This window comes from Chryseobacterium oryctis (assembly GCF_025971925.1).
GTDB lineage: Bacteria > Bacteroidota > Bacteroidia > Flavobacteriales > Weeksellaceae > Chryseobacterium > Chryseobacterium oryctis.
In genome coordinates, this window is the sequence record NZ_JAPDHV010000003.1 from 379996 (window position 1) to 402341 (window position 22346).

A 22346-nucleotide genomic window follows, 5' to 3' on the forward strand; every position below is an offset into this window, starting at 1 on the left:
TCATTTTTTAAATAAGTAAATTTATTTCACTACTCACCCCAATCTCCTCCAAAAACACCTCATCATGCGAAATCACCACCAAAGTTCCATGGTAATCCTTAATAGAATTCGTAAGAATTTCCACATTTTGAAGGTCTAAATTATTGGTCGGTTCATCGAGTATTATCATATCGGGAGCTTTATTACTGATGGAAAGTCCGCACAGTAGCAATCGCAGACGTTCTCCACCACTCAAAACATCACATTTCTTATCCCAGGTTTCCTTTCCGAATAAAAATCTTGACAATAAAGTTTTCACTTCAGATTCCTGCAACGCATTATCATTGAACTGTTGGACAAAATCATAAATTGTTGCATTTTTATCAAGTAAAGAATATTCTTGATCAACGTAAATTGTTTGAAAATCAGCCCTCGAAATTTTTCCGACAGACGGCTGCAAGTCTCCTAACAAAAGTTTTATCAATGTTGTTTTCCCCGAACCGTTCAAACCTTTAATCGAAATTCTGTCACCACTTCGGATTTCAAGATTTAGGTTTTCTTTCCAAAGATTTTCTTCAATGTATTTGAAATTAATTTCCTCAGCCGAAATCAAAATTTTCCCAAAATGAAGGTCCGAATCATTAAAACTGACTTTCATCTGTTCATAATTTCTGACAGACGAACGCAAATCTCTCAAATCACCAGAAATATCATGGATTTTCTCTGCATGGGCTGACTTTAATTTCGAAGCATTTTTCTCTGCATTATTCCGAAGCGTGTTCATCATAATTTTTGCAACTCCGGATTTTTCCTGTTTTCCTTTTCCTCTTGCATCTAGCTTTTGTTTTCGTTCCAACGTTTCACGCTCCTTTTCCTTTGCTTTTTTCAGTGCTCGTTCTTTAGAATGAATATCATTTTGCAATGCTTCATTTTCAATTTCTTTTTGTTCGGCATAAAAATCATAATTTCCACCGTATGTTGAAATTCCCTGATTACTCAATTCAAAAATTGTATCAACTAAATTCAGTAAAGTACGATCATGACTGACAACTACAACCGTTGAAGTTGTTTTCTTAATAAAATCATACAATAAATTTTTCCCTTCCAAGTCAAGATGATTGGTTGGCTCGTCCAATAGAACAATCTCAGGTTGATTGATTTGAATTCCTGCGAGAAAAACCTTTGTTTTTTGTCCGCCGCTCAGGCTTTCCAATTTTTGATTTAATCCTAAATCATCCATTTTCCAGTATTGTAAAGCTGTTTGACAACGTTCTTTAATATCCCAATCATCATTCAGCATTTCAAAATAGGTTTCATCCACTTGCCCGTTCGTAATTTTTTGAAGCGCATCAAGTTTTTTATCTATTTTAAGGCATTCTGCTACCGTCAAATTATTAAAATTCCCGAACATCTGCGGAACATAAAAAATATCACCCTGAATAGTAATATTTCCGGCCAAAGGTTCAATTTCATTGGTTATCAATTTCAGTAAGGTAGATTTTCCCATACCATTACTTCCTACCAAAGCAGATTTGGTATGTGACGGTATCATTAAATTTATAGAATTAAAAAGCAGATTTCCCGCTGGAAATCCAAAAGATAAATTATGTAGAAAAAGCATGATTTCTTTCTTTAATTAAGGTTAAAACTGCAATAACTTTTCTGTTACTGTTATTTATATCTGAAAGAAACTATATTCTACATGTCTGTTATTTTGGGTTTTGTGAACAACAAAGATAGTGATTTCTAAATATTTCAAAATTAATAAGATTGTCATTCTACTCTTACTCTTTATTTCAGGTCAAGTCTTGGATTTAAACTAAGAAATAATTGTATATAAAACCACCCCATCAAAATTTCTTTGAATTTTTGCACCTCCAAAGAAGGAAAATTGTAACCTGAAATTTATTTAACTTATTAAAGATGCTTCGACTTCGCTCAGCATGACAATCTCTAATACTGACTGTTTTTACGGAACAATATATTTTAACTGTGTTATGCTGAGCGAAGTCGAAGCATCTGTTTCATTTTAATAAAACTTTCTCTGGCAATTGTTTTTATTAAACTGATAAGCCCCTCAAAAAACTTTCATCAAAAATCCGTAACTTTGCCATCTACTAAAAATTTTTATGGAAAGTATTAAAGTTCACGACAAAACTTTCGTTCCTTATTTGGAGGACGCCGAGATTCAGGAAATCGTAAAAGCTACCGCTTTAAAAATTTATGAAGATTATAAGGACGAAATTCCTGTTTTTATTGGAGTTTTGAACGGAGTTATCATGTTTTTCTCAGATCTTTTGAAGCATTATCCGGGAGAGTGTGAAATTGCTTTCATCCAAATGAGTTCTTATGTAGGAACTGAATCTACAGGAATCGTTTACCAAAAAATGGAATTAACGAAAGACGTAAAAGATCGTCATATCATCCTTGTAGAAGACATCGTAGATACAGGAAATACAGTTGAAAGTCTTTTCAAATATTTTAAAGAAACTCAGCGTCCAAAATCTGTAAAACTGGCTTCTTTCTTATTAAAACCAGAAGTTTATAAAAAAGATTTCAAGCTGGATTATATCGGAAAAGAAATTCCAAATAAATTTGTTTTGGGGTATGGTTTAGACTATGATGAATTAGGTAGAAACTTACCCAATTTATATCAACTGGAAGACGGAAAAATAAACGAGTAAATTGTTATAAGCTATTAGCAATTTGCTTTTAGCTTTTAAATATTAAATCGAAATAAAAGTAAAATATTAACTAAAAAAGCTAAAAGTAAGAAGCCTAAATATTGTGCTAATTGCAGGAAGCAACTCAACATTATGATAAACATTGTTCTGTTCGGCCCTCCAGGAAGTGGAAAAGGAACTCAAGCTCAGAATTTAATTGAAAAATTTAACTTAAAACAAATCTCAACAGGTGATCTTTTCAGGTTTAACATGAAAAATGATACTGAACTTGGGAAATTAGCTAAATCTTATATCGATAAAGGAGAATTGGTTCCGGATCAGGTAACAACAGATATGCTGATTGACGAAATCAGAAAACCTACTGATGCAGCAGGATTTATTTTCGACGGATATCCAAGAACTGCAGTTCAGACAGCAGCTTTAGAAAAAATCGTAAAAGAAGAGCTGAATGATGAAATCGACATTTGTCTTTCATTAGTGGTTGAAGATAAAATTTTGGTTGAAAGATTGCTAAAAAGAGGTGAAGTAAGCGGAAGATCAGACGATAGCAATGTAGAAATCATTGAAAACAGAATTAAAGAATACTACGCAAAAACAGCAGAAGTAGCCGAACTTTACAAGCAACAAGGGAAGTATGTAGAGATTAATGGCGTTGGTGAAATCAATGAAATTTCCGAAAAGCTTTTTGCTGAAGTAGAAAAAGTAAAATAGTTAAAAGTTGTGAGTGTGAGTTATAAGAATTCATAACTCATAATTCATAACTCATAACTCATAATTATAAAGAATGTCAAATTTTGTAGATTACGTAAAGATTCATTGTAAAAGCGGACACGGAGGTGCAGGTTCTGCCCATCTTCGCCGTGAAAAATATATCCCGAAAGGAGGTCCTGATGGAGGAGACGGAGGTCGTGGAGGTCACGTTATCATGAAGGGAAATGCTCACGAATGGACTTTACTCCCTCTTCGATACACCCGTCACGTAAAAGCAGAACGTGGAGAAAACGGAGGAAAAAATCAATTAACTGGTGCTTTTGGTGCCGATGTTTACATCAACGTACCTATCGGAACGATTGCAAAAAATGAAGATGGTGAGATTATAGGTGAAATTCTAGAAGACGGACAGGAAATCATCCTGATGGAAGGAGGAAAAGGAGGTCTCGGAAACGAACATTTTAAATCCTCAACCAACCAAACTCCTCGTTATGCACAACCCGGAATGGAAGGTCAGGAAGGTTACGTAATTTTCGAACTTAAAATTTTGGCAGATGTAGGACTCGTTGGTTTTCCAAATGCAGGAAAGTCTACTCTATTATCATCTGTTTCTGCTGCAAAACCGAAAATTGCAGACTACGCCTTTACAACACTTACTCCTAATTTAGGAATTGTTGACTACAGAAATTACAAATCTTTTGTGATGGCCGACATTCCCGGAATTATTGAAGGTGCTGCAGAAGGGAAAGGATTAGGACACAGATTCTTAAGACATATTGAGAGAAATTCGATTTTATTATTCTTAATTCCTGCTGATTCTGAGGATCATTTCCAAGAGTTTAAAATTCTGGAAAATGAATTAAAAGAATATAATCCTGAGCTTTTAGATAAAGATTTTATTATTTCTGTTTCTAAATCTGACCTATTGGATGATGAACTTAAAAAGGAAATATCAGCCGAATTCCCTGAAAACAGACAGCCTCTGTTTTTCTCAGGCGTTACAGGAGAAGGTCTTACAGAATTGAAAGATGCGATTTGGAAGAGATTGCATGGATAGGAGATAAAAAACATATAAAGTACACAAAAAAGTGTACTTTTTTATTATTAGGAAATTAAAATCAATTAAAAACTATGAAAAAATACTTTTTATTAACCCTTCTATTTGCAACTTCTACAGGCATAAGTGCACAAAATACAAATCAACCAGACTCAAAAATGAGTTTTGGAGTAAAAGGAGGCTATTCTTTATCAAACATGAAGTTTTTTGATAACAAATTAAATTCAAAATCTTACTTTTATATAGGAATTATTGGCGAGCAACCCATATCTTCAAAAGTGGGTTTACAGGCAGAGGTGCTGTATACACAAGTTGGAGGAAAAGACTCCTACCCATTAGTTCAATTAGTGGGAAATGAAATAGTGGAAATGGGTGATATTAAATTTGATTATCAATTAACTCAAATTCAAATTCCTATTTCTGCAAAGTATTATTTCATACCCAACCTTTCAGCTTCCGCAGGTATGAATTTCGGAATAAATGTTTCAAAAAAGGTAAAAACAGAGCAGATTGTAAACGGATCGACTTCTCATGATTATGAAAATATAAAATCAATAAATTTATTTCCTTTCTTAGGCTTGGAATATAAAATTGATAATAATTTCTTTGTGGACGCAAGATATCATTTTAATTTCATCGGAATAAATAAAGGCAGTTCTGACACCAAAATTGGTTTTTTACAAGCTGGTGTTGGTTATAAGTTTCAATAATATATAAAACTTTAAACATCATTTAAGGAAATAATCCATTAAAAATATTTAAACTACCTTTGCAAAATATAATTCCTTCAAAATGAAGGAATTTTTTTCTTTACATTAAAAACATTTTATTTGAATTTTACAGAACTTAACTTAATAGAGCCTATTGCAAAAGCAATTCAGGAACAAGGATATACCAACCCGACCCCCATTCAGGAAAGATCAATTCCGGAAATTTTAAACGGAAAAGATTTTTTGGGTTGTGCACAAACAGGTACAGGAAAAACGGCCGCTTTTTCAATTCCTATTTTACAGAATCTTTCTAAAAATAAAACGTCAAACAGACATATTAAAGCCTTAATACTAACTCCTACAAGAGAACTGGCAATACAGATTGAAGAAAACATCAATAATTATGGTAAATATTTACCTTTAAAACAACTGGTTATTTTCGGAGGCGTAAAGCAAGGCAATCAGGAAGCTGCTTTGAAAAAAGGAGTTGATATTTTGGTTGCAACTCCGGGTAGATTGTTAGATTTTATAGCACAGGGAATTATCAGTTTAAAAAATCTTGAAATTTTTGTTCTCGATGAGGCTGACAGAATGCTTGATATGGGTTTTGTACACGATGTAAAAAGAATTATTAAACTTTTACCTCAAAAGAGACAAACTCTGTTTTTCTCAGCAACAATGCCTTCGGAGATTCAAAAATTAGCAAATTCGATATTAAATAATCCCGTAAAAGTAGAGGTTACGCCAGTTTCTTCAACAGCAGATACTATCAATCAGTCTGTGTATTTTGTGGAAAAAGAGAATAAGCTAAACCTTCTTACTCATATTCTTAAAAATGATATTGCTGATTCTGTTCTAGTGTTTGCAAGAACAAAACACGGAGCAGATAAAATAGCCAGAAAGCTTCAAAAAGATAATATTTCAACGGAAGCTATTCATGGAAATAAATCTCAAAATGCCCGTCAAAACGCCTTAAACAATTTCAAGTCAGGGAAAACAAGGGTTTTGGTCGCAACCGATATTGCAGCAAGAGGAATTGATATTGATGAACTGAAGTTTGTAATTAATTTTGAATTATCTGATGTTTCTGAAACATATGTACACAGAATTGGAAGAACAGGAAGAGCTGGAGCAGAGGGAAATTCTATCTCTTTTGTTGACGGATTAGATTTACTAAATCTAAAAAATACAGAGAAACTAATCGGAAAGAAAATTCCGGTAATAAAAAATCACCCTTTCCATACGGATAATTTGGTTGCACAAAAGCGTGATTCTAATAACAAGCCAGTTCCTGCTGGTTCAGAAAAGCCTAAATTACCAAGAACAGGTTCTTCAAGACCCAAGAATAACAAGAAGAAGCCTTCTGAAAATATTTCCATTAGTTTTAAAAAACCTAAAAACAAAAATTTCACAAGGAAAAAATAATATAAAATCCTTCCAAATTGGAAGGATTTTATCTGTATTAAATTTGAACAAATAATTTCTTTGCATTTTCAGTTGTTATTCTGTCAATCTCAGAAAAATCTACTTTATAGATATCAACTAATTTTCCGGCAACTAAATCAAGATATGAACTTTCATTTCTTTTTCCTCTGTGCGGAACCGGAGCCAAATAAGGTGAATCTGTTTCCAAAACTATTTTATCTAATGGTATTTCGTGTAAAAACTGGTCTATTTTCCCGTTTTTGAATGTCACTACTCCACCAATTCCTAAAATAAAGTTTAGCTCAATAGCATGTTTTGCCTGTTCCAAATTACCAGAAAAACAATGGAAAATTCCACGAAGTTTCGGGTGTTTTTTTCGCTCTAGAACTTCAAAAGTCTCATCAAAACTTTCTCTTGTATGAATCACAATGGGTAAATCTCTTTCAATTGCCCAATCAATCTGTTGCTCAAAAGCTTTGACTTGAATATCTAATGTCGTTTTATCCCAATACAAATCAATACCTATTTCACCAATTGCAGGAAAGGCTCTTTGTTCAAGATAGTTTTTTACAATTTCAAGCTCCTTTTCCCAAGTTTCAGGTTTTACATAACAAGGATGTAAACCCATCATCGAAAAAATTTGGTTAGGATATTGAGCTTCTAATTCAAGCATTTTCTCGTGAGATTCAGAATCTATTGCAGGAAGATAAAATTCTGTAACACCTTTATTTAAAGCTCTTTGAATAGTTTCTTTTCTGTCTTCATCAAATTCTTCCGAATATAAATGTGTATGTGTATCAATCATTTTTTTATTCAATTATCTTAAATGAGGTAAATATTTTAATCAGGCATAGCTTCAACCACCTGTTTCCTCCATATTTTTCTTATGTTTTTTTATTTTTTTTATCGCCCAATCATAATGACTTGAACCTGAAGAAACACAATAACTCCCTAAACTTGTAGACCCTGTCCATGAAAAATATTTTTTTGTAAATAATTCCTCATCTGAAAATGTATCTATCAATTTCATCACTGAAGAATGGGATTCCATTAAAAGTTCCATAGATTTATCCAAGGTTGTTTTCTGATGTTTTTTCCAGAACTCGATATTCATCTCTGGATATGTCTTCCAGTTGTATGGAGATGGAAGAAAGCTTGAAAATTCTCCTGACCGGTTTGATACCACCCATTTAAGTAATAACTGATGCCATTCATAGAGATGAATAAGAACATCTCGAATATTACGGTCTCTGTCTTCAAAGGAAAATAAGCTTTCCTGCTCCTTTCTTGTCATTGAACCAATAAGGCTGAATAATTTTTGAAAATTTTCTTCACTACTATTGATCAATTGCTCTTTCGTAACTGCTCTTGCCATAATATTTTTTTAACTTTTTTAAAGCTGACAACTATTAATTAACATATAAGAGAAGAATCAATTATTTGGAAATATCTTATGTTTTACCTTTTTTCGCTGAATTTCAATCCTTTGATTTAATTTTTCTCGAAATTCTACATATTTCGGATTTTTCTCATCGTCCGTTTTATGTTCTAAGGCTTTATTAATTTTAAAATTTTCTTTAATAAAATCTTGAGTTTCATCCGCAAAAAAAGCATTTCCAAACTTTTCAAAAATATAATTAATCGCCTGAGAGTTAGGATGAATCATATCTTCTTTATAAAAACGGTAATCTCGCAAATCATCCATCAAAATTTCATAAATCGGAAGGTAATGACTGTCTTCAAACTGGCAAATGGTTTCATGAATAGCTGTAATTAATTTAGACTTACTTAATTGATTTTCAACCATTCCGTCTTTTGTATGACGAACAGGCGAAACCGTAAACAAAATCTGAACATCATCCTTACAGATATCTTTTATATTTAAAATCGTAGTATAGATAGAATCTGTAAGTTCCTGATTGGTTAACAATCTTTTTGTAAAGAATTTTTGCGGAATTTTATGGCAATTTGCGACCAATTTTTGCTTTGGAACAAATTCATATATAAATGAAGTTCCGTATGTTATAATTACCCAATTTGTTTCTTGAAGAAACTGATTTCCTTCAACTATTTTAGAATTAATCTTTTCTAAAGTCTGGTGAATATACCTTGTATCAAAACTTGTATGATGATCCAGAGAAATAAATTCATCATTAAATGTAATTAAATCTTCCTCATCATAAAACTCAGAATCATGAAGTCTTTTTACAGCATTATTAATCGAAAATGGGTTAAAAATAGTCCCAAAAGGATTATTTACAGACTGAATCTGACCTTGCGAAAACAAATCTGACATCTCGGAAGCAAAACAAGAACCTATCGAAAATATTTTATCTTCAATCTCAATCTTTTTCTTCGAATCTTTGATGTCAACCTCTGTCCTGAATTTCATTGTATAGATATTAGGCTATAGCTTCTAGGTTCCAGACAAAATTTACTTGCAACCTAATAGCCCTCCTTATTTTTAGCTTTCACGTCTTAGAAGGTAATTCGCTAATTCAATAAACGGTTTTTTCTTTTCTTCCGGAGCATCAATTTTTTGAAGATAACTCTGCCCGATTTCGTTATGTTTTTCAATTAAGCGCAAAGCTTTTTCGTCAACCTTTGTTCTTCTGAAGATTTTCTCAACTCCATAAACTTTATCGATATTATCTGTCTTTTTAGAATACCAATAGTCCAGCTCTTTTCTTTCTTCTTCTGTTGCATACTCTCTTGCCATCAAATAAAGAACAGTCTTTTTATTTTCATAAATATCTCCTGCATGTTTTTTGCCAAACTGCGCCTGATCTCCGAAAACATCTAAATAATCATCCATAATCTGGAATGCTATCCCGATATGTTTTCCGAAATTAAAAATAGCTTTTGCGTCTTTGAAGTTTGCCTTTGCAATTAAAGCTCCAATTTCAAATGAAGAAGCACTCAAAACCCCTGTTTTATAAGTAATCATTCTGATGTAATCATCAAAAGTTACATTTTCCTGTGTTTCAAAGTTGATATCATATTGCTGACCTTCGCATAAAAGCAAACCTGTATGTGTAAAAATTCTGATACATGCTTTGAAAATTTCAGGTTCTAAATCTTCAAAAAACTTGTAAGCCTTCAACATCAATCCGTCTCCGGAAAGAATCCCTACATTTATTCCATGTAAAGTATGAATAGTCGGTTTATTTCTTCTCAAAGGAGCTTCATCCATAATATCATCATGGATAAGTGTGAAATTATGGAAAAACTCGATTGCTAATGCCGGTTTTATCGCCTGTTTTAAATCACCTCCAAATAAATCGCACGCCATTAAAACCATAATCGGACGAAGACGTTTCCCTCCATGAGAAATAATGTAATTCATCGGGTCATATAATTCCGTAGGTTTATCTTTAAAAGTATACTTTGTAACGGCATCAGCAACAATCTGTTGGTATCTATCTAAAAATTCCATAAATTCTAATAATTTAAGCAAAAATACGATTTTTCAAGGCTTTATAAAACAAAAAACTTTGCCCGATTGAGCAAAGTTTATATTTTAAGTTAATTTTTATTTTAGGTAAAAAATGTAACCAAAAGGTATGCAGTTCCTGCAACAATAGCTGAAATAGGAATCGTAAGCACCCAAGCCCAAAGAAGACTTACAGTAATCCCCCATCTTACGGCAGAAATTCTTTTCGTTAAACCAACACCAATAATAGAACCTGTAATGGTATGTGTTGTAGAAACAGGAATACCAAAGTGGTCGGTAATAAATAAAGTAATTGCACCTGCTGTTTCAGCACTTACACCTTCCAAAGAAGTTACTTTTGTAATTTTAGTTCCCATTGTTTTGATTATCTTCCAACCACCACTCATGGTTCCTAAACCAATTGCTAAAAACGATACCAAAGGTACCCAAAGGTAATGCTCTGCAAAATAATCGAAACGTTCCGCAGAAGGGATATTTAAATAAACAGGATCCTGTAATGTATTAACATGATAAAAAATCAATGCTGCGCCGATAATACCCATTACTTTCTGAGCATCATTCAAACCGTGTCCTAAGCTAAATAAAGCCGAAGAAGCCAACTGCAATCTTTTAAATGACTGATCTGCCTTATGAGGGTTTGATTTTTTGTAAAGATGAACGATAATCAGTGTAATGATAATTGAAATAACCATCCCGATGATCGGAGCCATGAAAATAAACAAAAAGATAGGAATTACTTTGTTGAATTTAACAACATCCTGATGCACAACCTGGTCAAAAGCTTCTTTGAGTGTTCCCCAAATACCTAAATCCGGTTGAGCTGAAGCTACAGCATTATAATCCATCATAAAAGCATGCATTAATGCTGCTCCTAAAAAGCCTCCAATCAAAGTATGAGAAGAAGATGACGGAATTCCGAACCACCATGTTAAAAGGTTCCAGGCTATTGCCGCAACAAGACCTGAAAAAATAACTTCAAGATTTATAAAATTTTCATTTACAGTTTTGGCAATTGTATTACCGATTTTAAATTCTCCAATAACGTAAGCGGCCAAGAAAAACGCTGCAAAGTTCCAAAGTGCAGCCCATAGTACAGCCTGGAAAGGAGTTAAAACTTTTGTAGAAACTATAGTTGCAATTGAATTTGCTGCATCATGAAAACCGTTAATGTAATCAAATATTAGAGCCAACGCAATAATAACTATAAGTAAAATAGGAAATTCCATTTTTGTTAATTATTATTTAAGCGTATTTAATCATGATGTTCTCAATAGTATTGGCAACATCCTCTGCTTTGTCAGTTACTACTTCAAGATAATTAAGTACAGATGAAACTTTGATAATGTTAATCGCATCACTTGTTTCAAATAGCTCTACCATAGAGTTTGAAAGCAAATCATCTGCAATATTTTCAATAGAGTTTACTTTAATACAAGCTTCTTTCACTTGTTCCATATTCTTAAACCCTTTAAGATTTTTCATGGCATTTTGGATTTCCAGACAAGCCTTATGAATCAATAAAGAAAAATCTGCATAGGCTTTTACCTGTGGAGACTTGTATAAGAAAATATATTTTGCGGAAGCATAGATATAGTCAGCAATATCGTCCAACCCTGTTGCTAATGTGTGAATATCTTCTCTATCAAAAGGAGTGATGAAGTTTTTACCCAGTTCTACAAAAATTTCGTGAGTAAGCTCATCATTTTTATGCTCATAATCACTCATCTTTTTCAACATAGTATCATCGTTAAGATCAAAGTCTTTAATTCCAGAGTTAAACTCTTCAGACATTGCAACTAGATTTTCTGTTACTTTTTCAAAAAGCACAAAGAAGATTTTATCTTTCGGTTGGAAAGCGTGGAAAATATTACCAATTCCCATTTTTAAGTATTTATAATTTGAGTGCAAATTTCTTAAAAAAGAGCCTTACCTGAAACAATCTAATATTAAGTTTTGTTAACATTATATTAAGTATTGATTACCAATAAAAAAACCGGCTAAAAAGCCGGTTTGTATTATGTAAAATGAGTTTAATTAGCTTCTTCAGCTCTCATATCTTTACCTCTAAATTTCATTGTAGAAATATTACTCAGAAGATCTCCTTTGAAAGATTTTTCAACTTCAAAGAAAGAGAATTTCTCTAAAATTTCAATATCTCCAATTTCAGCTCTTTTTTTGCTCTTTCCGGCAGTCGCTTTATTGATAATATCTAAAACATCTAGTTTTTTCAATTGATCTTTTTTACCAAGATTAAAGAAGAACCTTACCATGTTTTCATTTTTTCTTCTCGGCTTACCTCCGCGTTCTCTACCTCTATCTCCTCTATCACGATCTCTTCCTCTGTCACGACCTCTGTCTCTTCTAGAATCATCATCTCTACTGCTTAGTTTCTGCTCAATAAGATCGTGTCTGTCTTTGTAATATAAAGCAAGATCTTTTAATTGAAACTGAAGCAATTTGTGAACTAATTCTTCTTTTGTAAATGCTGATAAATCAGGAATCAATGCATCATCAAACTCAAAGAAGTCTTCATGAACTTCGAAAAGACTTTCAAAAACACCTCCAACCTGAGCTTTTACAATATCTTCCCCCGTAGGAATTTTTCCTTCGTTGATTTCAATTTTAGTAGCAAACTTAATTTGTTTTAGCTTTCTGCTTTCCTCAGGTTTAATCAAAGCCATTGAAATACCGTCTTTTCCTGCTCTACCCGTTCTTCCGCTTCTATGAACAAAAACTTCAGGATCATCAGGTAAAGAATAGTGAATAACGTGAGTCAGAGAGTTTACATCCAATCCTCTTGCTGCCACATCTGTTGCTACAAGAATATCGATGTTTTTCAATCTGAATTTTTTCATCACCGTATCTCTCTGAGCCTGAGATAAATCTCCATGAAGAGCATCTGCAGCATATCCATTTTGCATTAAGAAATCGGCAACTTCCTGAGTTTCCATTCTTGTTCTACAGAAAATAATAGAATATTGATTAGGATTTGAGTCAATAAGACGCTTCAATGCTTCTTTTTTCTGACGATATCCAGCTACATAATATTCATGCTTGATATTTTTCTTAACTTCATTGATAGAACCAACCGAAATTCTGTGAGGTTTTGTCAAATAGTTTTTAGAAATTCTCTCTACTTCTTTATTCATCGTTGCAGAGAATAAGAAAGTCTGTTTAGTTTCAGGTGTTTCACTTAAAATTGTTTCCAATTCATCTTTGAAACCCATTGAAAGCATTTCATCAGCTTCGTCTAAAACCAACCAATGAATTGCCGAAAAGTCAAGAGCTTTTCTGTTAATCAAATCAATTACTCTCCCTGGAGTTCCCACAATAATCTGTGGTTTATCCTTTAAAGAACGAATTTGTTCCATAATACTGCTTCCACCATATACTGCGGTAGTTTTGATGTTTTGCATGTATTTAGAATAATTTTTTATGTCTTTAGCAATTTGAAGACATAATTCTCGTGTCGGACAAAGCACCAAAAGTTGGATTTTGCGACTCGTTTCGTCAATCATATCCAAAATCGGAAGCGAAAACGCTGCTGTTTTGCCTGTCCCTGTCTGCGCAAGTGCGATTAGATCGCGAATATCTGAAAGAATAAAAGGGATAGTCTGTTTTTGGATTTCTGTCGGGCTTTCGTAACCCAATTCGCCAATTGCCTTTAGAATGTCAGGACTTAAATTGGTCTCCGTAAATAAATTCATTAAATATTTTAAAATTTTTGCAAAGATACAATTATTATTTGAATATCATTTTAAGTATTATTACAAAAACAATAATTTAACATTCGAAACCTTTAAACCTTTTATAGTTTCCGCAGAAAAATTACACTTTTTTTGTTTTTATTTTAATAATTATTTAACCTTGAATTATTATTGAATAGTTTAAATAACTGCATTTTATTCATTAGTCTTCAAAACACTTTAAAAATTGAAATACTTTTGACTAATTTTGATATAAAATAAAAAAACATGTCGGCCACATTATCTCCCAATACCTTTGATTTTTTACAGAAACTTATCCTAAATAATAACCGTGAATGGTTTAATGAGAACAAAAGTCTTTATACAGAAGCACAGCAAAACCTCATTCTCTTTATTGAAGATTTAATTCAAAATATGTCTGAATTTGATGAAGAGCTAGGTAAAATTGATGCTAAAAAATCTCTGTTCAGGATTTATAGGGACACTAGATTTTCAAAAGACAAATCTCCTTATAAAACTAATTTCGGAGCATCATTGGGAATGGGAAAAGGAAGCCAGAAAGCAGGATATTATCTTCACATAGAACCTGGAAAATCTTTTATAGCCGGAGGAATTTATATGCCGGACTCTTCTGTTTTAAAAGAATTGAGAAAAGAAATTTCTTTGTATGGAGATGATTTTCTTACAATTTTAAACAATAAAGATTTCAAAAAACATTTTCCAGAATTAGACCAAGATGATAAACTAAAAAAAGTACCTCAAGGTTTCGAAAAAGAAAATCCAATGGCTGAGTATTTAAAACTGAAAAGCTTTATCGTTGTTTATAATTTAACTGATGAAGAAATTCTGGACAAGAATTCGGTAAAAAATCTTTCAAAGATTTTCAAATTAATGAAACCTTTAAATGATTTCCTAAATACACCATTTATATGAAATTTTTTAACTAATTGTAATCCAAAACAATAAAATCGCAACACAAAACAACATCACTGATAATCAAAACATTATAATTATCAAACTTTAACATTAGTTTAACATTTTTACGTATCTTTGTCTCTTGCCAAAAAGTGTAAGAATGTCTTTATATCAAAGAATTGCAGAAAAACTACAATACATTAGCCCAGATTTTTATAAAAAAAGATATTTTAAAAGTTTAAAAAATCTTACCCGAGAAAATTTCTCAAAACGAAATGTAGAACCGGAATTAGTTTGGATTAAAGAATATTTACCCAAAAATGCTGTAATTCTGGATATTGGTGCAAATGTAGGAACATTTTTATATCAACTTGAGAACAAACTTATTAACGACAACATCTACGCTTTTGAACCTAATAAAAAATTATTCAGAAGATTAAAAAGACTTTTTCCGACAATGAGAGTTTTACCTTTAGCTCTTTCTGACGAAAATACGACAGCAGAATTTAAGGTTCCTGTTATTAACGGAAAAATAATAGCATCCAGAGGTACTTTAAATACTTCTTACAAAGAAAAGGGCGAAGAGAAAAGCTACACCGAAAAAGTAAAAGTTTTAAAACTTGATGATTGGGCAGCCATTGAACATTTTAAAAAAATTGATTTTATAAAAATCGATGTCGAAGGCAACGAAATGAAAACATTGAATGGTGCAAAAAAAATCATTAAACAATTTCATCCCACATTAATGGTAGAAATGGAACAAAGACACCATTCCACACCAATCTGGAATGAAATATCTGAAGTTGAATCTTGGGGATACGACGCAAAATATCTAAACAGACATACTTTTGAACTGGAAAAATTAACTGAAGAAATTTTAATAAAAAACATAACCGACGAAAAAAACAAAACCGAATACATCAACAATATCATTTTCATACCTAAAATTTAAAAACCCAAAAATATGAGTGTAGTTGCAAGACAAGGATTCAAATATTCCATTATTGGCTATATTGGTTTTTTGTTGGGTACTGTTTCGGCCATTTTTATCTTCCCGAATGATTTTGAATTTTACGGTAAACTAAGATATATACTTCCTACAGCCGAAATGCTGGTCCCTTTTGTAGTATTGGGAATCTCTTATTCTAACGTGAAGTTTTTCCACAAAGTAGATAAAGACGGTAAAAAGCAGAATATGCTTTCATTATCCTTACTTGCTATTTTAGTTAATTTCCTCATATTCAGCATCATTTTCTTCATTATACCATTCTTTTATCCAGGATTTAAAGAATTGGAAGCCTGGAAAATCAAAGAAATTATTCTTCCTTTGGTTTTGCTCTTGTCATTTTGTGCTATTTTCAACAAATACACCTCCAATTACAAAAGAATTGTAGTTTCTAATGTTTTCGACAATCTTTTCCCTAAAATAGCCAATCTGGGTGCATTTTGTTTATTCTTCTATTTTGCATTATCCCAGAAAATTGCGTTTGCTTTCTTTTTCGGGATGTTTGCTCTAATGTTTTTCGGATACATCTACTACACCAATAAACTGGAAAAAATCAATCTGGATTTCAGTACAGATTATTTCAAAAAAGATAATTTCTATAAAGAATTTGCTGCATACAGTTTTTTCGGATTTCTGGGAACATTCGGGAATTATTTAGCTATCAATAATTTTATGATTGGTGAATTCTTAGGAATGGAAGAAAATGGAATCTACTCTACTCTTTACGCATTAATTTCATTAATTTCTATTCCACAGTTAGGTTTATTCAATATTTCTGCGCCAATTATCAGCAAAAATCTCGCAGATGGAGATATGGAAGAACTCGACAGATTTCATAAAAAAACTTCTCTTACGTTATATTTTTTAGGAGCCGTATTATTCTCTTGCATTATGGTTGGATTCCCTTATCTCACCCAATTTATGCCTAAAAATGGGGTTATGCTGAGAGAATACGAACCAGTTGTATGGATTTGGGGTTCTGCAGTTTTATTAGATTTAGCAACAGGTTTCAATGGTAATATTATTTCGTTGTCCAAATATTACAAATTTAATATCATAGTCATGCTGTTATTAGCTGGATTAACTATTGCTTTAAACCTTTATTTTCTTCAAAATACAGATTTGAAATTAATCGGAATTGCTTTATCTACAGCTATTTCTTTAACAACCTACAACGTTATTAAAGTTATTTTCAATTATATTATGTTCAAGGTTTCTCCTTTGACTATTGAAATGATTTTTGTATCAATTATTTGTACATTGGCTATTACTGTTGCCATTGTTTTGCCTACTTTCAACAACAATTTTATCAATTTGATTTACAAACCTGCCGTTGTTCTTATTCTGATTTATATTGGAAATTATTTTACGAAGGTATTCCCGATTGAGAATTATCTGAACAAAGATTTCATTAAGAGCATTTTTAAGTTTAAATAGAAATTAATTCGTTTAAAACATTTTCGATATTTTTTTGAACTAATTCTTTATTATACTTAGTCTGAAAATCAAAATCTGAATTTTTCAGCTCCTGAAGTTGACGGATAACATCTTGTTTTTCAGAGACAATAAATTCTAGCTTTGAAGAATAATTTTGTGGAAAGACAGCTAATTTCCCATATTTTATTGCATCTCCCAGATTACCTGTCATTTTAGTAACACCATAAGTTTCTTTTTGACTGAAAAATGTTGTTTCCTGCTGAATCGGACACCACAAAACATCTGCTTTCTGCATCCAATATTCAAAATCTTTAGGAGAAACTCTTTCTGTAAAATATTGAACATTGATATAATTTAAACAGCGTTCCAAATCAATAACTTGCTTTAATTCTTGATTTTTAGCCTTTCCTAAAAAAACAAATTCAATCATCTTATTTTCAATGTTTGAATTTTTACTTAAATTTTCAAGTTCTTTTATGGTAGAAAATACTTTTCTGTAATCTCGTCTTTTTTGAGATACTCCTCCAGGAATTACAACCGTAAAAACTTTATTTTTAGGCTTTTCAAAGTATTTAGTATAAAAAAGAGGAAGAAATTTAAATTTTCCAGAGCATAATTCTTCATCTAAAACCAAAAGATTTTTTGCCTTTTCATAAGTCTTTGAAGTATAAAAAAGTCCTTCTTTCCACCAAAGTTTCAATCTATAAACAATATCTTCTTTGAAAATATTTTTAAGTAAATCTAATCTTGATATTTTGGTAAAATTGATATTATGAATTATAAATGCTGTATTGTATTTTTCAGCAATTGCCTGAAATGTATTGAAATAGCGATGAACAGTTCCTACAATTATCACATCATATTTTTTGATTTTCAATTGCTCTAAAATCATCGAACTATCAGAAAGAAAAACAGATTCGTCATGAGTTTCAATCTGATTTTTTATTTTTTCAGAAAAATAATAATCAACAGCGAACTCTCCCGAACCTTGCATAATTTCTATGAAACTTTGAGCAATTTCAGCATGAGTATCGATTTCTATGTAGGCTATTTTTTTCAAACAGATTTTCATTTACATTTTCAACCATTTTTTTTTCAGAGCATTCCAGCGTTGATTATTGATTACTTTTTGTTCATCTTTTGTAATCTTTAATTCTAATTTTTTAGCCCTGCAGCTTTCATAAGATTTTACAATCTGAAAGAAAAACGAAACAGATTTGTTTTTCATCGCCTCTTTTGATGCTGCAATATAGGCAAGAAGCCTTTTCAAACCCAGAAAATAGAAATATCTTCCATAATAATCAGAGGCTTTCACAGTATAATCTTTACCTTTTACTTTAATGAGCTTCACATGCAATTCCCGTAAAACAACTTCTTTCCAACCTAAATCTTCAAGCAAAATAGAATCGATATTATCCCAACCCAACGTTTCTCTCAATCCTCCAATTTCCTGAAAACACTCCTTTCTGTATGCTTTCATTGGACCTCTCACATGATGTTTATTAGAATTTCCTTCATAAACCCATTCCCCATTTTTTTCAACGTACAATAATCCGCCAACCAAACCATATTTAGGGTTATTTCGAAACGCTTTTTCTACTTCTTCAATATAATTTTCAGAGAGAATTATATCTGCATCAAACTTACAGATAATATCAAACTCATCAAGATTCTGAGTATTTAAGCCATTTTTAAAAGCATTTACCACTTTTGAACCTGGCTGATGAGCCGATTTTTGAAGATTTATGGTTTCAAAACGAGAATCTTTTTCAGTAAACCTTTTAATAATTTCGGAAGTATTATCTGTAGAACCATCATTTACAACCACCACTTTAAAATCCTTAAAATTTTGATTTTCTAATGACTTCAAAGTAAAAGGCAAATTCTCTTCTTCGTTGTGAGCAGGAATAATGATTAAAAATCTCACTTTTTTATTTTCAAATTTACTTCAAATAAAAACTCTGGTTCGTTCAGACTCTGAAAAGTTTTTGTTTTAAAATCACCTTTCATAAAAACAGCACATAAGGTATTCTGAACATGATAAAGGTTCTTATGAAAAACTTCCGGCATTCCGTCTAAAATCCCCTGAAAAACTTCATATCTTACCTTTTCAGGATTGTAAGCGTAGTCGTGCCAAACCACCACAGAATCTTCATGAATAAGATTTTTAAAAACCTTTTCCGTATCATTTTTTACCATTTCATAAGAATGGTCTCCATCAATAAAAATAAGGTCATACTTTTTATTCAGACCTGCAAAATCAAAAGTTTTAGAATTTCCTTCCAAATGTAAAATCTTCGGATTTTTTTGGGAAACAATTCCGTGTAATTCTGCATATTTCTTGTCAATTCCCAGTGCTAAAATTTCATCTTTAGAAAGGTTAAGCGTAGAACAATCATCTATCACTTTAGCGACATTCCAAACACTTTCTCCTCTCCATGTTCCGATTTCAAAATAGCTTTTTTTACCTTTTGCCAATGTTTTCAACAATGCCAAATCTGTAGGAAGAGAAGCACCATCCAAGAAGCAAATATCAATAGATTCATCGAAATCTTCACTCAGATCAAGCAAATTGATCTGAGGAAGAGTTTCTAAATGAGAATATTTTTTAAGAAAGTTTTTTCGTCTTACTTCCTTATCATTCAGCACCAAATTCAGCAAACTTGGTTCATCTGCAATATTTTGAAGTGCCTGAATTGTTTTTTTGAGTTTACTCACAGAATATTATTTATTTTGTGGTTTCAACATATTTTTAGGATCAAGAATTTCATCCAGTTTCTCCTGAGAAAGAACCCCTTTTTCAAGTACTAAATTGTAAACACTTTTTCCCGTTTCAAGAGCTTCTTTTGCAATTGCTGTTGATTGTTTATAACCAATATAAGGATTAAGCGCTGTAACAATTCCGATGCTATGTTTTACCATATTCAGACAAACTTCTTTATTTGCCGTAATACCCACCACACATTTGTCACGAAGCGTATCTAGAGCATTGCAAAGGAAATTAATATTTTCCATTATCGCATGAGAAAGCACTGGTTCCATTACATTCAACTGTAATTGTCCTGCTTCTGCTGCAAAAGTTACCGTTAAATCATTTCCAATTACTTTAAAGCAAACCTGATTTACCACCTCCGGAATCACAGGATTCACTTTACCAGGCATAATAGATGAACCCGGTTGCATTGGAGGCAAATTAATTTCAAAAAGTCCGGCTCTTGGTCCTGAAGAAAGTAATCTTAAATCATTACAGATTTTTGATAATTTCACAGCAAGACGTTTCATTGCTGATGAATAAATCACATAAGAGCCTGTATCTGGTGTCGCTTCAACTAAATCCGGGGCTGAAACTACAGGAAAACCTGTAAGCTGAGCCAGATTTTTTGCACAAAGCGTAGCATACCCAACCGGAGCATTCAACCCTGTTCCGATAGCAGTTGCTCCCATATTTACTTCTACAAAAAGGCTGGCATTATTATTTAACTTAGAAATATCTTCTTCCAAAGTAGCAGCGAAAGCCTCAAACTCCTGACCTAACGTCATAGGAACTGCATCCTGAAGCTGAGTTCTGCCCATTTTAATTACATCCTGAAACTCCTTCCCTTTTGCACGGAATGCTTCAACAATTTTCTCTAATCTTTGCACCAATCCTATATTCATGTGCAATAACCCCATCTTAATAGCTGTAGGATACGCATCATTAGTAGACTGAGACAAATTGATATGATCATTTGGTGAACAAAATTCGTATTCACCTTTATTTTTTCCTAATTTTTCTAAAACCCTGTTAGCAATTACCTCATTTGCATTCATATTGATTGAAGTTCCTGCCCCTCCCTGAATCATATCAACAGGAAATTGATCATGGAATTGTCCCTCAATAATTTCATCACACGTTTCAGCAATTTTGAAGTATAATTCTTCATTAAGCAATCCTAGCTCATAATTAGTTTTTGCCGCAGCTTTTTTTACGAACGCCAATCCTTTAATAAAATCAGGATACGAAGACAAAAGCTGCCCCGAAATCTTGAAATTATTAATTGCTCTTTGTGTTTGAACTCCATAATAAGCGTTTACCGGAACCTCTAGTTCTCCGAGTAAATCACTCTCTCTTCTGAAATTTTCCATTACAGATTGTTTTTAAGTGTTTTATATTTAAAATATATTAAAAACACATTCCTCCGAATGTGCTTTAAAATTATTTATTTTACAGGATATTTTTGAATTAAAGCTTGTAGGATTGCCCACGTTTCCGCATCCATTATTCCATCATAATTTTCCGGACGGAAGTGATACTGAAATGCCTCAATTGTTTTTTTAGTAGCATCATCCCACTTACCGCTAAGTTCTATTCCGTATCCAAATTTTTGCAGTTGAGTCTGAACACTAAAAATAAATGCAGAATCATTATATTTTGAAGTAAAATCTGTAGAAACAGCCATATCATAGTAGCTTTGTTTCATGGCATCATCATACCACATTCCTATCTGGTATTGATCATATAATTTTTTCCATGGAAATAATGGACCAGGATCCTGCTTTCTTGTAGGAGCAATATCTGAATGAGCCAAAACGTTTGTAGCCGGAATTTGATATCTTGTAATAATATCTTTTGCTAAAGCTGCTACTTTTTTAATCTGATCATCATTAAATGGTACAAATAATCTCTTACCAGATGCATCAGCAGTATACCCTGAATTAACAATTTCAATTCCTATTGATGTATCATTAAGATTTTTATCGTTTCTCCAAGCACTAACTCCTGCGTGATAAGAGCGTTTATTCTCATCTACCAATTGGTAGATTTCATTATCACCTGTATTATTTACAAGATAATGTGCACTTACAGCCTGTTGAGTAAGTACAGTAATAGATTTATCATCCGGCAATGCCGTATAATGTAATATTAAATACTTCTGTCTAAAGTTTTGTGCAATTGCTGGGAAATATGTTTTTACCACTTTATACCCTGCTGGTTTTGCTGAAACTATAGAACCATAGCTAACTGTATTGTCATTTTTGGCAGGATCAGCAATATTAGTTGTAAAAAACTCGACACCATGATCGTTTGTAATCTGAGGTTTTGGCTTCTCTTGAACCTGTGGTTTTGCTACCACTTTAGGCTGTGTCACGGGAGTTTTTGGCTTGTAAGTATTTTTCTTCACATTTTGCTGAGAGGTGCATGAAAAAACAAAAGCACTTAATCCGATGATATATAATGTTTTACGCATTAGTTCCGCTTTTTAATCGTTTATTAGCCCAAA

The 22346-nt window shown here is 32.3% G+C and carries 21 protein-coding genes; 8 read left to right on the forward strand and 13 right to left on the reverse strand.

The features are described from left to right. Positions 1–7 precede the first annotated feature (7 nt). Positions 8–1600, reverse strand: coding sequence for an ABC-F family ATP-binding cassette domain-containing protein (locus tag OH806_RS08755; protein WP_264743296.1), 1593 nt, complete (start codon positions 1598–1600; stop codon positions 8–10). 508 nt (positions 1601–2108) lie between these two features. On the opposite strand from OH806_RS08755, the gene OH806_RS08760 reads away from it, so the two are divergent. From OH806_RS08760 to OH806_RS08780, 5 genes are all read left to right on the forward strand, one after another. Continuing rightward, on the forward strand, positions 2109–2663 hold the full coding sequence (locus OH806_RS08760) for a phosphoribosyltransferase (protein ID WP_264743297.1): 555 nt from the start codon (positions 2109–2111) through the stop codon (positions 2661–2663). A 132-nt stretch (positions 2664–2795) separates the two neighbouring features. After that, positions 2796–3374 (forward strand): adenylate kinase, encoded by a 579-nt coding sequence (locus OH806_RS08765; protein ID WP_264743298.1) that lies wholly within the window; start codon positions 2796–2798, stop codon positions 3372–3374. Positions 3375–3447: 73 nt separating this feature from the next. Continuing rightward, entirely contained in the window at positions 3448–4431 is a 984-nt protein-coding gene (gene obgE, locus OH806_RS08770; RefSeq protein WP_264743299.1) for a GTPase ObgE, read from the forward strand. Positions 4432–4505: 74 nt separating this feature from the next. After that, positions 4506–5141, forward strand: a complete 636-nt coding sequence (locus OH806_RS08775; protein ID WP_264743300.1) for a porin family protein — start codon at positions 4506–4508, stop codon at positions 5139–5141. A gap of 120 nt (positions 5142–5261) precedes the next feature. Then, positions 5262–6566: a DEAD/DEAH box helicase gene (locus OH806_RS08780; RefSeq protein ID WP_264743301.1), complete on the forward strand. Its 1305-nt coding sequence runs from the start codon at positions 5262–5264 to the stop codon at positions 6564–6566. Positions 6567–6603: 37 nt separating this feature from the next. Here OH806_RS08780 and OH806_RS08785 read toward each other — a convergent pair whose 3' ends face one another. The 7 genes from OH806_RS08785 to OH806_RS08815 all read right to left on the reverse strand — a co-directional run bounded on the left by OH806_RS08785 (position 6604) and on the right by OH806_RS08815 (position 13727). Continuing rightward, positions 6604–7371, reverse strand: coding sequence for a TatD family hydrolase (locus OH806_RS08785; protein WP_264743302.1), 768 nt, complete (start codon positions 7369–7371; stop codon positions 6604–6606). Positions 7372–7422: 51 nt separating this feature from the next. Further along, positions 7423–7941: a ClbS/DfsB family four-helix bundle protein gene (locus OH806_RS08790; protein ID WP_264743303.1), complete on the reverse strand. Its 519-nt coding sequence runs from the start codon at positions 7939–7941 to the stop codon at positions 7423–7425. Between the two features lie 57 nt (positions 7942–7998). Then, a complete protein-coding gene (locus tag OH806_RS08795; RefSeq protein WP_264743304.1) occupies positions 7999–8958 on the reverse strand; it encodes a GSCFA domain-containing protein in 960 nt (319 codons plus the stop codon). A 72-nt stretch (positions 8959–9030) separates the two neighbouring features. After that, positions 9031–10002, reverse strand: a complete 972-nt coding sequence (locus tag OH806_RS08800) for a polyprenyl synthetase family protein (RefSeq protein WP_264743305.1) — start codon at positions 10000–10002, stop codon at positions 9031–9033. A gap of 101 nt (positions 10003–10103) precedes the next feature. Then, entirely contained in the window at positions 10104–11246 is a 1143-nt protein-coding gene (locus OH806_RS08805; protein ID WP_264743306.1) for an inorganic phosphate transporter, read from the reverse strand. Between the two features lie 16 nt (positions 11247–11262). Beyond that, positions 11263–11901: a DUF47 domain-containing protein gene (locus tag OH806_RS08810; protein WP_264743307.1), complete on the reverse strand. Its 639-nt coding sequence runs from the start codon at positions 11899–11901 to the stop codon at positions 11263–11265. A 149-nt stretch (positions 11902–12050) separates the two neighbouring features. Further along, positions 12051–13727 (reverse strand): DEAD/DEAH box helicase, encoded by a 1677-nt coding sequence (locus OH806_RS08815; protein WP_264743308.1) that lies wholly within the window; start codon positions 13725–13727, stop codon positions 12051–12053. Between the two features lie 267 nt (positions 13728–13994). On the opposite strand from OH806_RS08815, the gene OH806_RS08820 reads away from it, so the two are divergent. From OH806_RS08820 to OH806_RS08830, 3 genes are all read left to right on the forward strand, one after another. Continuing rightward, positions 13995–14660, forward strand: coding sequence for a DUF2461 domain-containing protein (locus OH806_RS08820; protein ID WP_264743309.1), 666 nt, complete (start codon positions 13995–13997; stop codon positions 14658–14660). A gap of 142 nt (positions 14661–14802) precedes the next feature. Continuing rightward, a complete protein-coding gene (locus OH806_RS08825; RefSeq protein WP_264743310.1) occupies positions 14803–15594 on the forward strand; it encodes an FkbM family methyltransferase in 792 nt (263 codons plus the stop codon). 12 nt (positions 15595–15606) lie between these two features. Further along, the gene (locus OH806_RS08830) at positions 15607–17085 is read left to right on the forward strand and encodes a lipopolysaccharide biosynthesis protein (protein ID WP_264743311.1); all 1479 of its coding nucleotides are present in this window, start codon (positions 15607–15609) and stop codon (positions 17083–17085) included. Here the strand turns inward: OH806_RS08830 and OH806_RS08835 are convergent. From OH806_RS08835 to OH806_RS08855, 5 genes are all read right to left on the reverse strand, one after another. Then, entirely contained in the window at positions 17078–18145 is a 1068-nt protein-coding gene (locus tag OH806_RS08835) for a glycosyltransferase family protein (RefSeq protein ID WP_264743312.1), read from the reverse strand. The two genes, OH806_RS08830 and OH806_RS08835, sit on opposite strands and share 8 nt — an antisense overlap. A 12-nt stretch (positions 18146–18157) precedes the next feature. Further along, complete coding sequence (locus OH806_RS08840) at positions 18158–19012, reverse strand: glycosyltransferase family 2 protein (protein WP_264743313.1); 855 nt, start codon at positions 19010–19012, stop codon at positions 18158–18160. Beyond that, the gene (locus OH806_RS08845) at positions 19009–19803 is read right to left on the reverse strand and encodes a class I SAM-dependent methyltransferase (protein ID WP_264743314.1); all 795 of its coding nucleotides are present in this window, start codon (positions 19801–19803) and stop codon (positions 19009–19011) included. Before OH806_RS08845 ends, OH806_RS08840 begins: the two co-directional genes overlap by 4 nt. Before the next feature lie 6 nt (positions 19804–19809). Then, positions 19810–21210 carry an aspartate ammonia-lyase gene (aspA, locus tag OH806_RS08850; RefSeq protein ID WP_264743315.1) on the reverse strand — a complete coding sequence of 467 codons (1401 nt, stop codon included), beginning with the start codon at positions 21208–21210 and terminating at the stop codon, positions 19810–19812. Between the two features lie 74 nt (positions 21211–21284). Continuing rightward, the gene (locus OH806_RS08855) at positions 21285–22313 is read right to left on the reverse strand and encodes an N-acetylmuramoyl-L-alanine amidase (protein ID WP_264743316.1); all 1029 of its coding nucleotides are present in this window, start codon (positions 22311–22313) and stop codon (positions 21285–21287) included. Positions 22314–22346 lie beyond the last annotated feature (33 nt).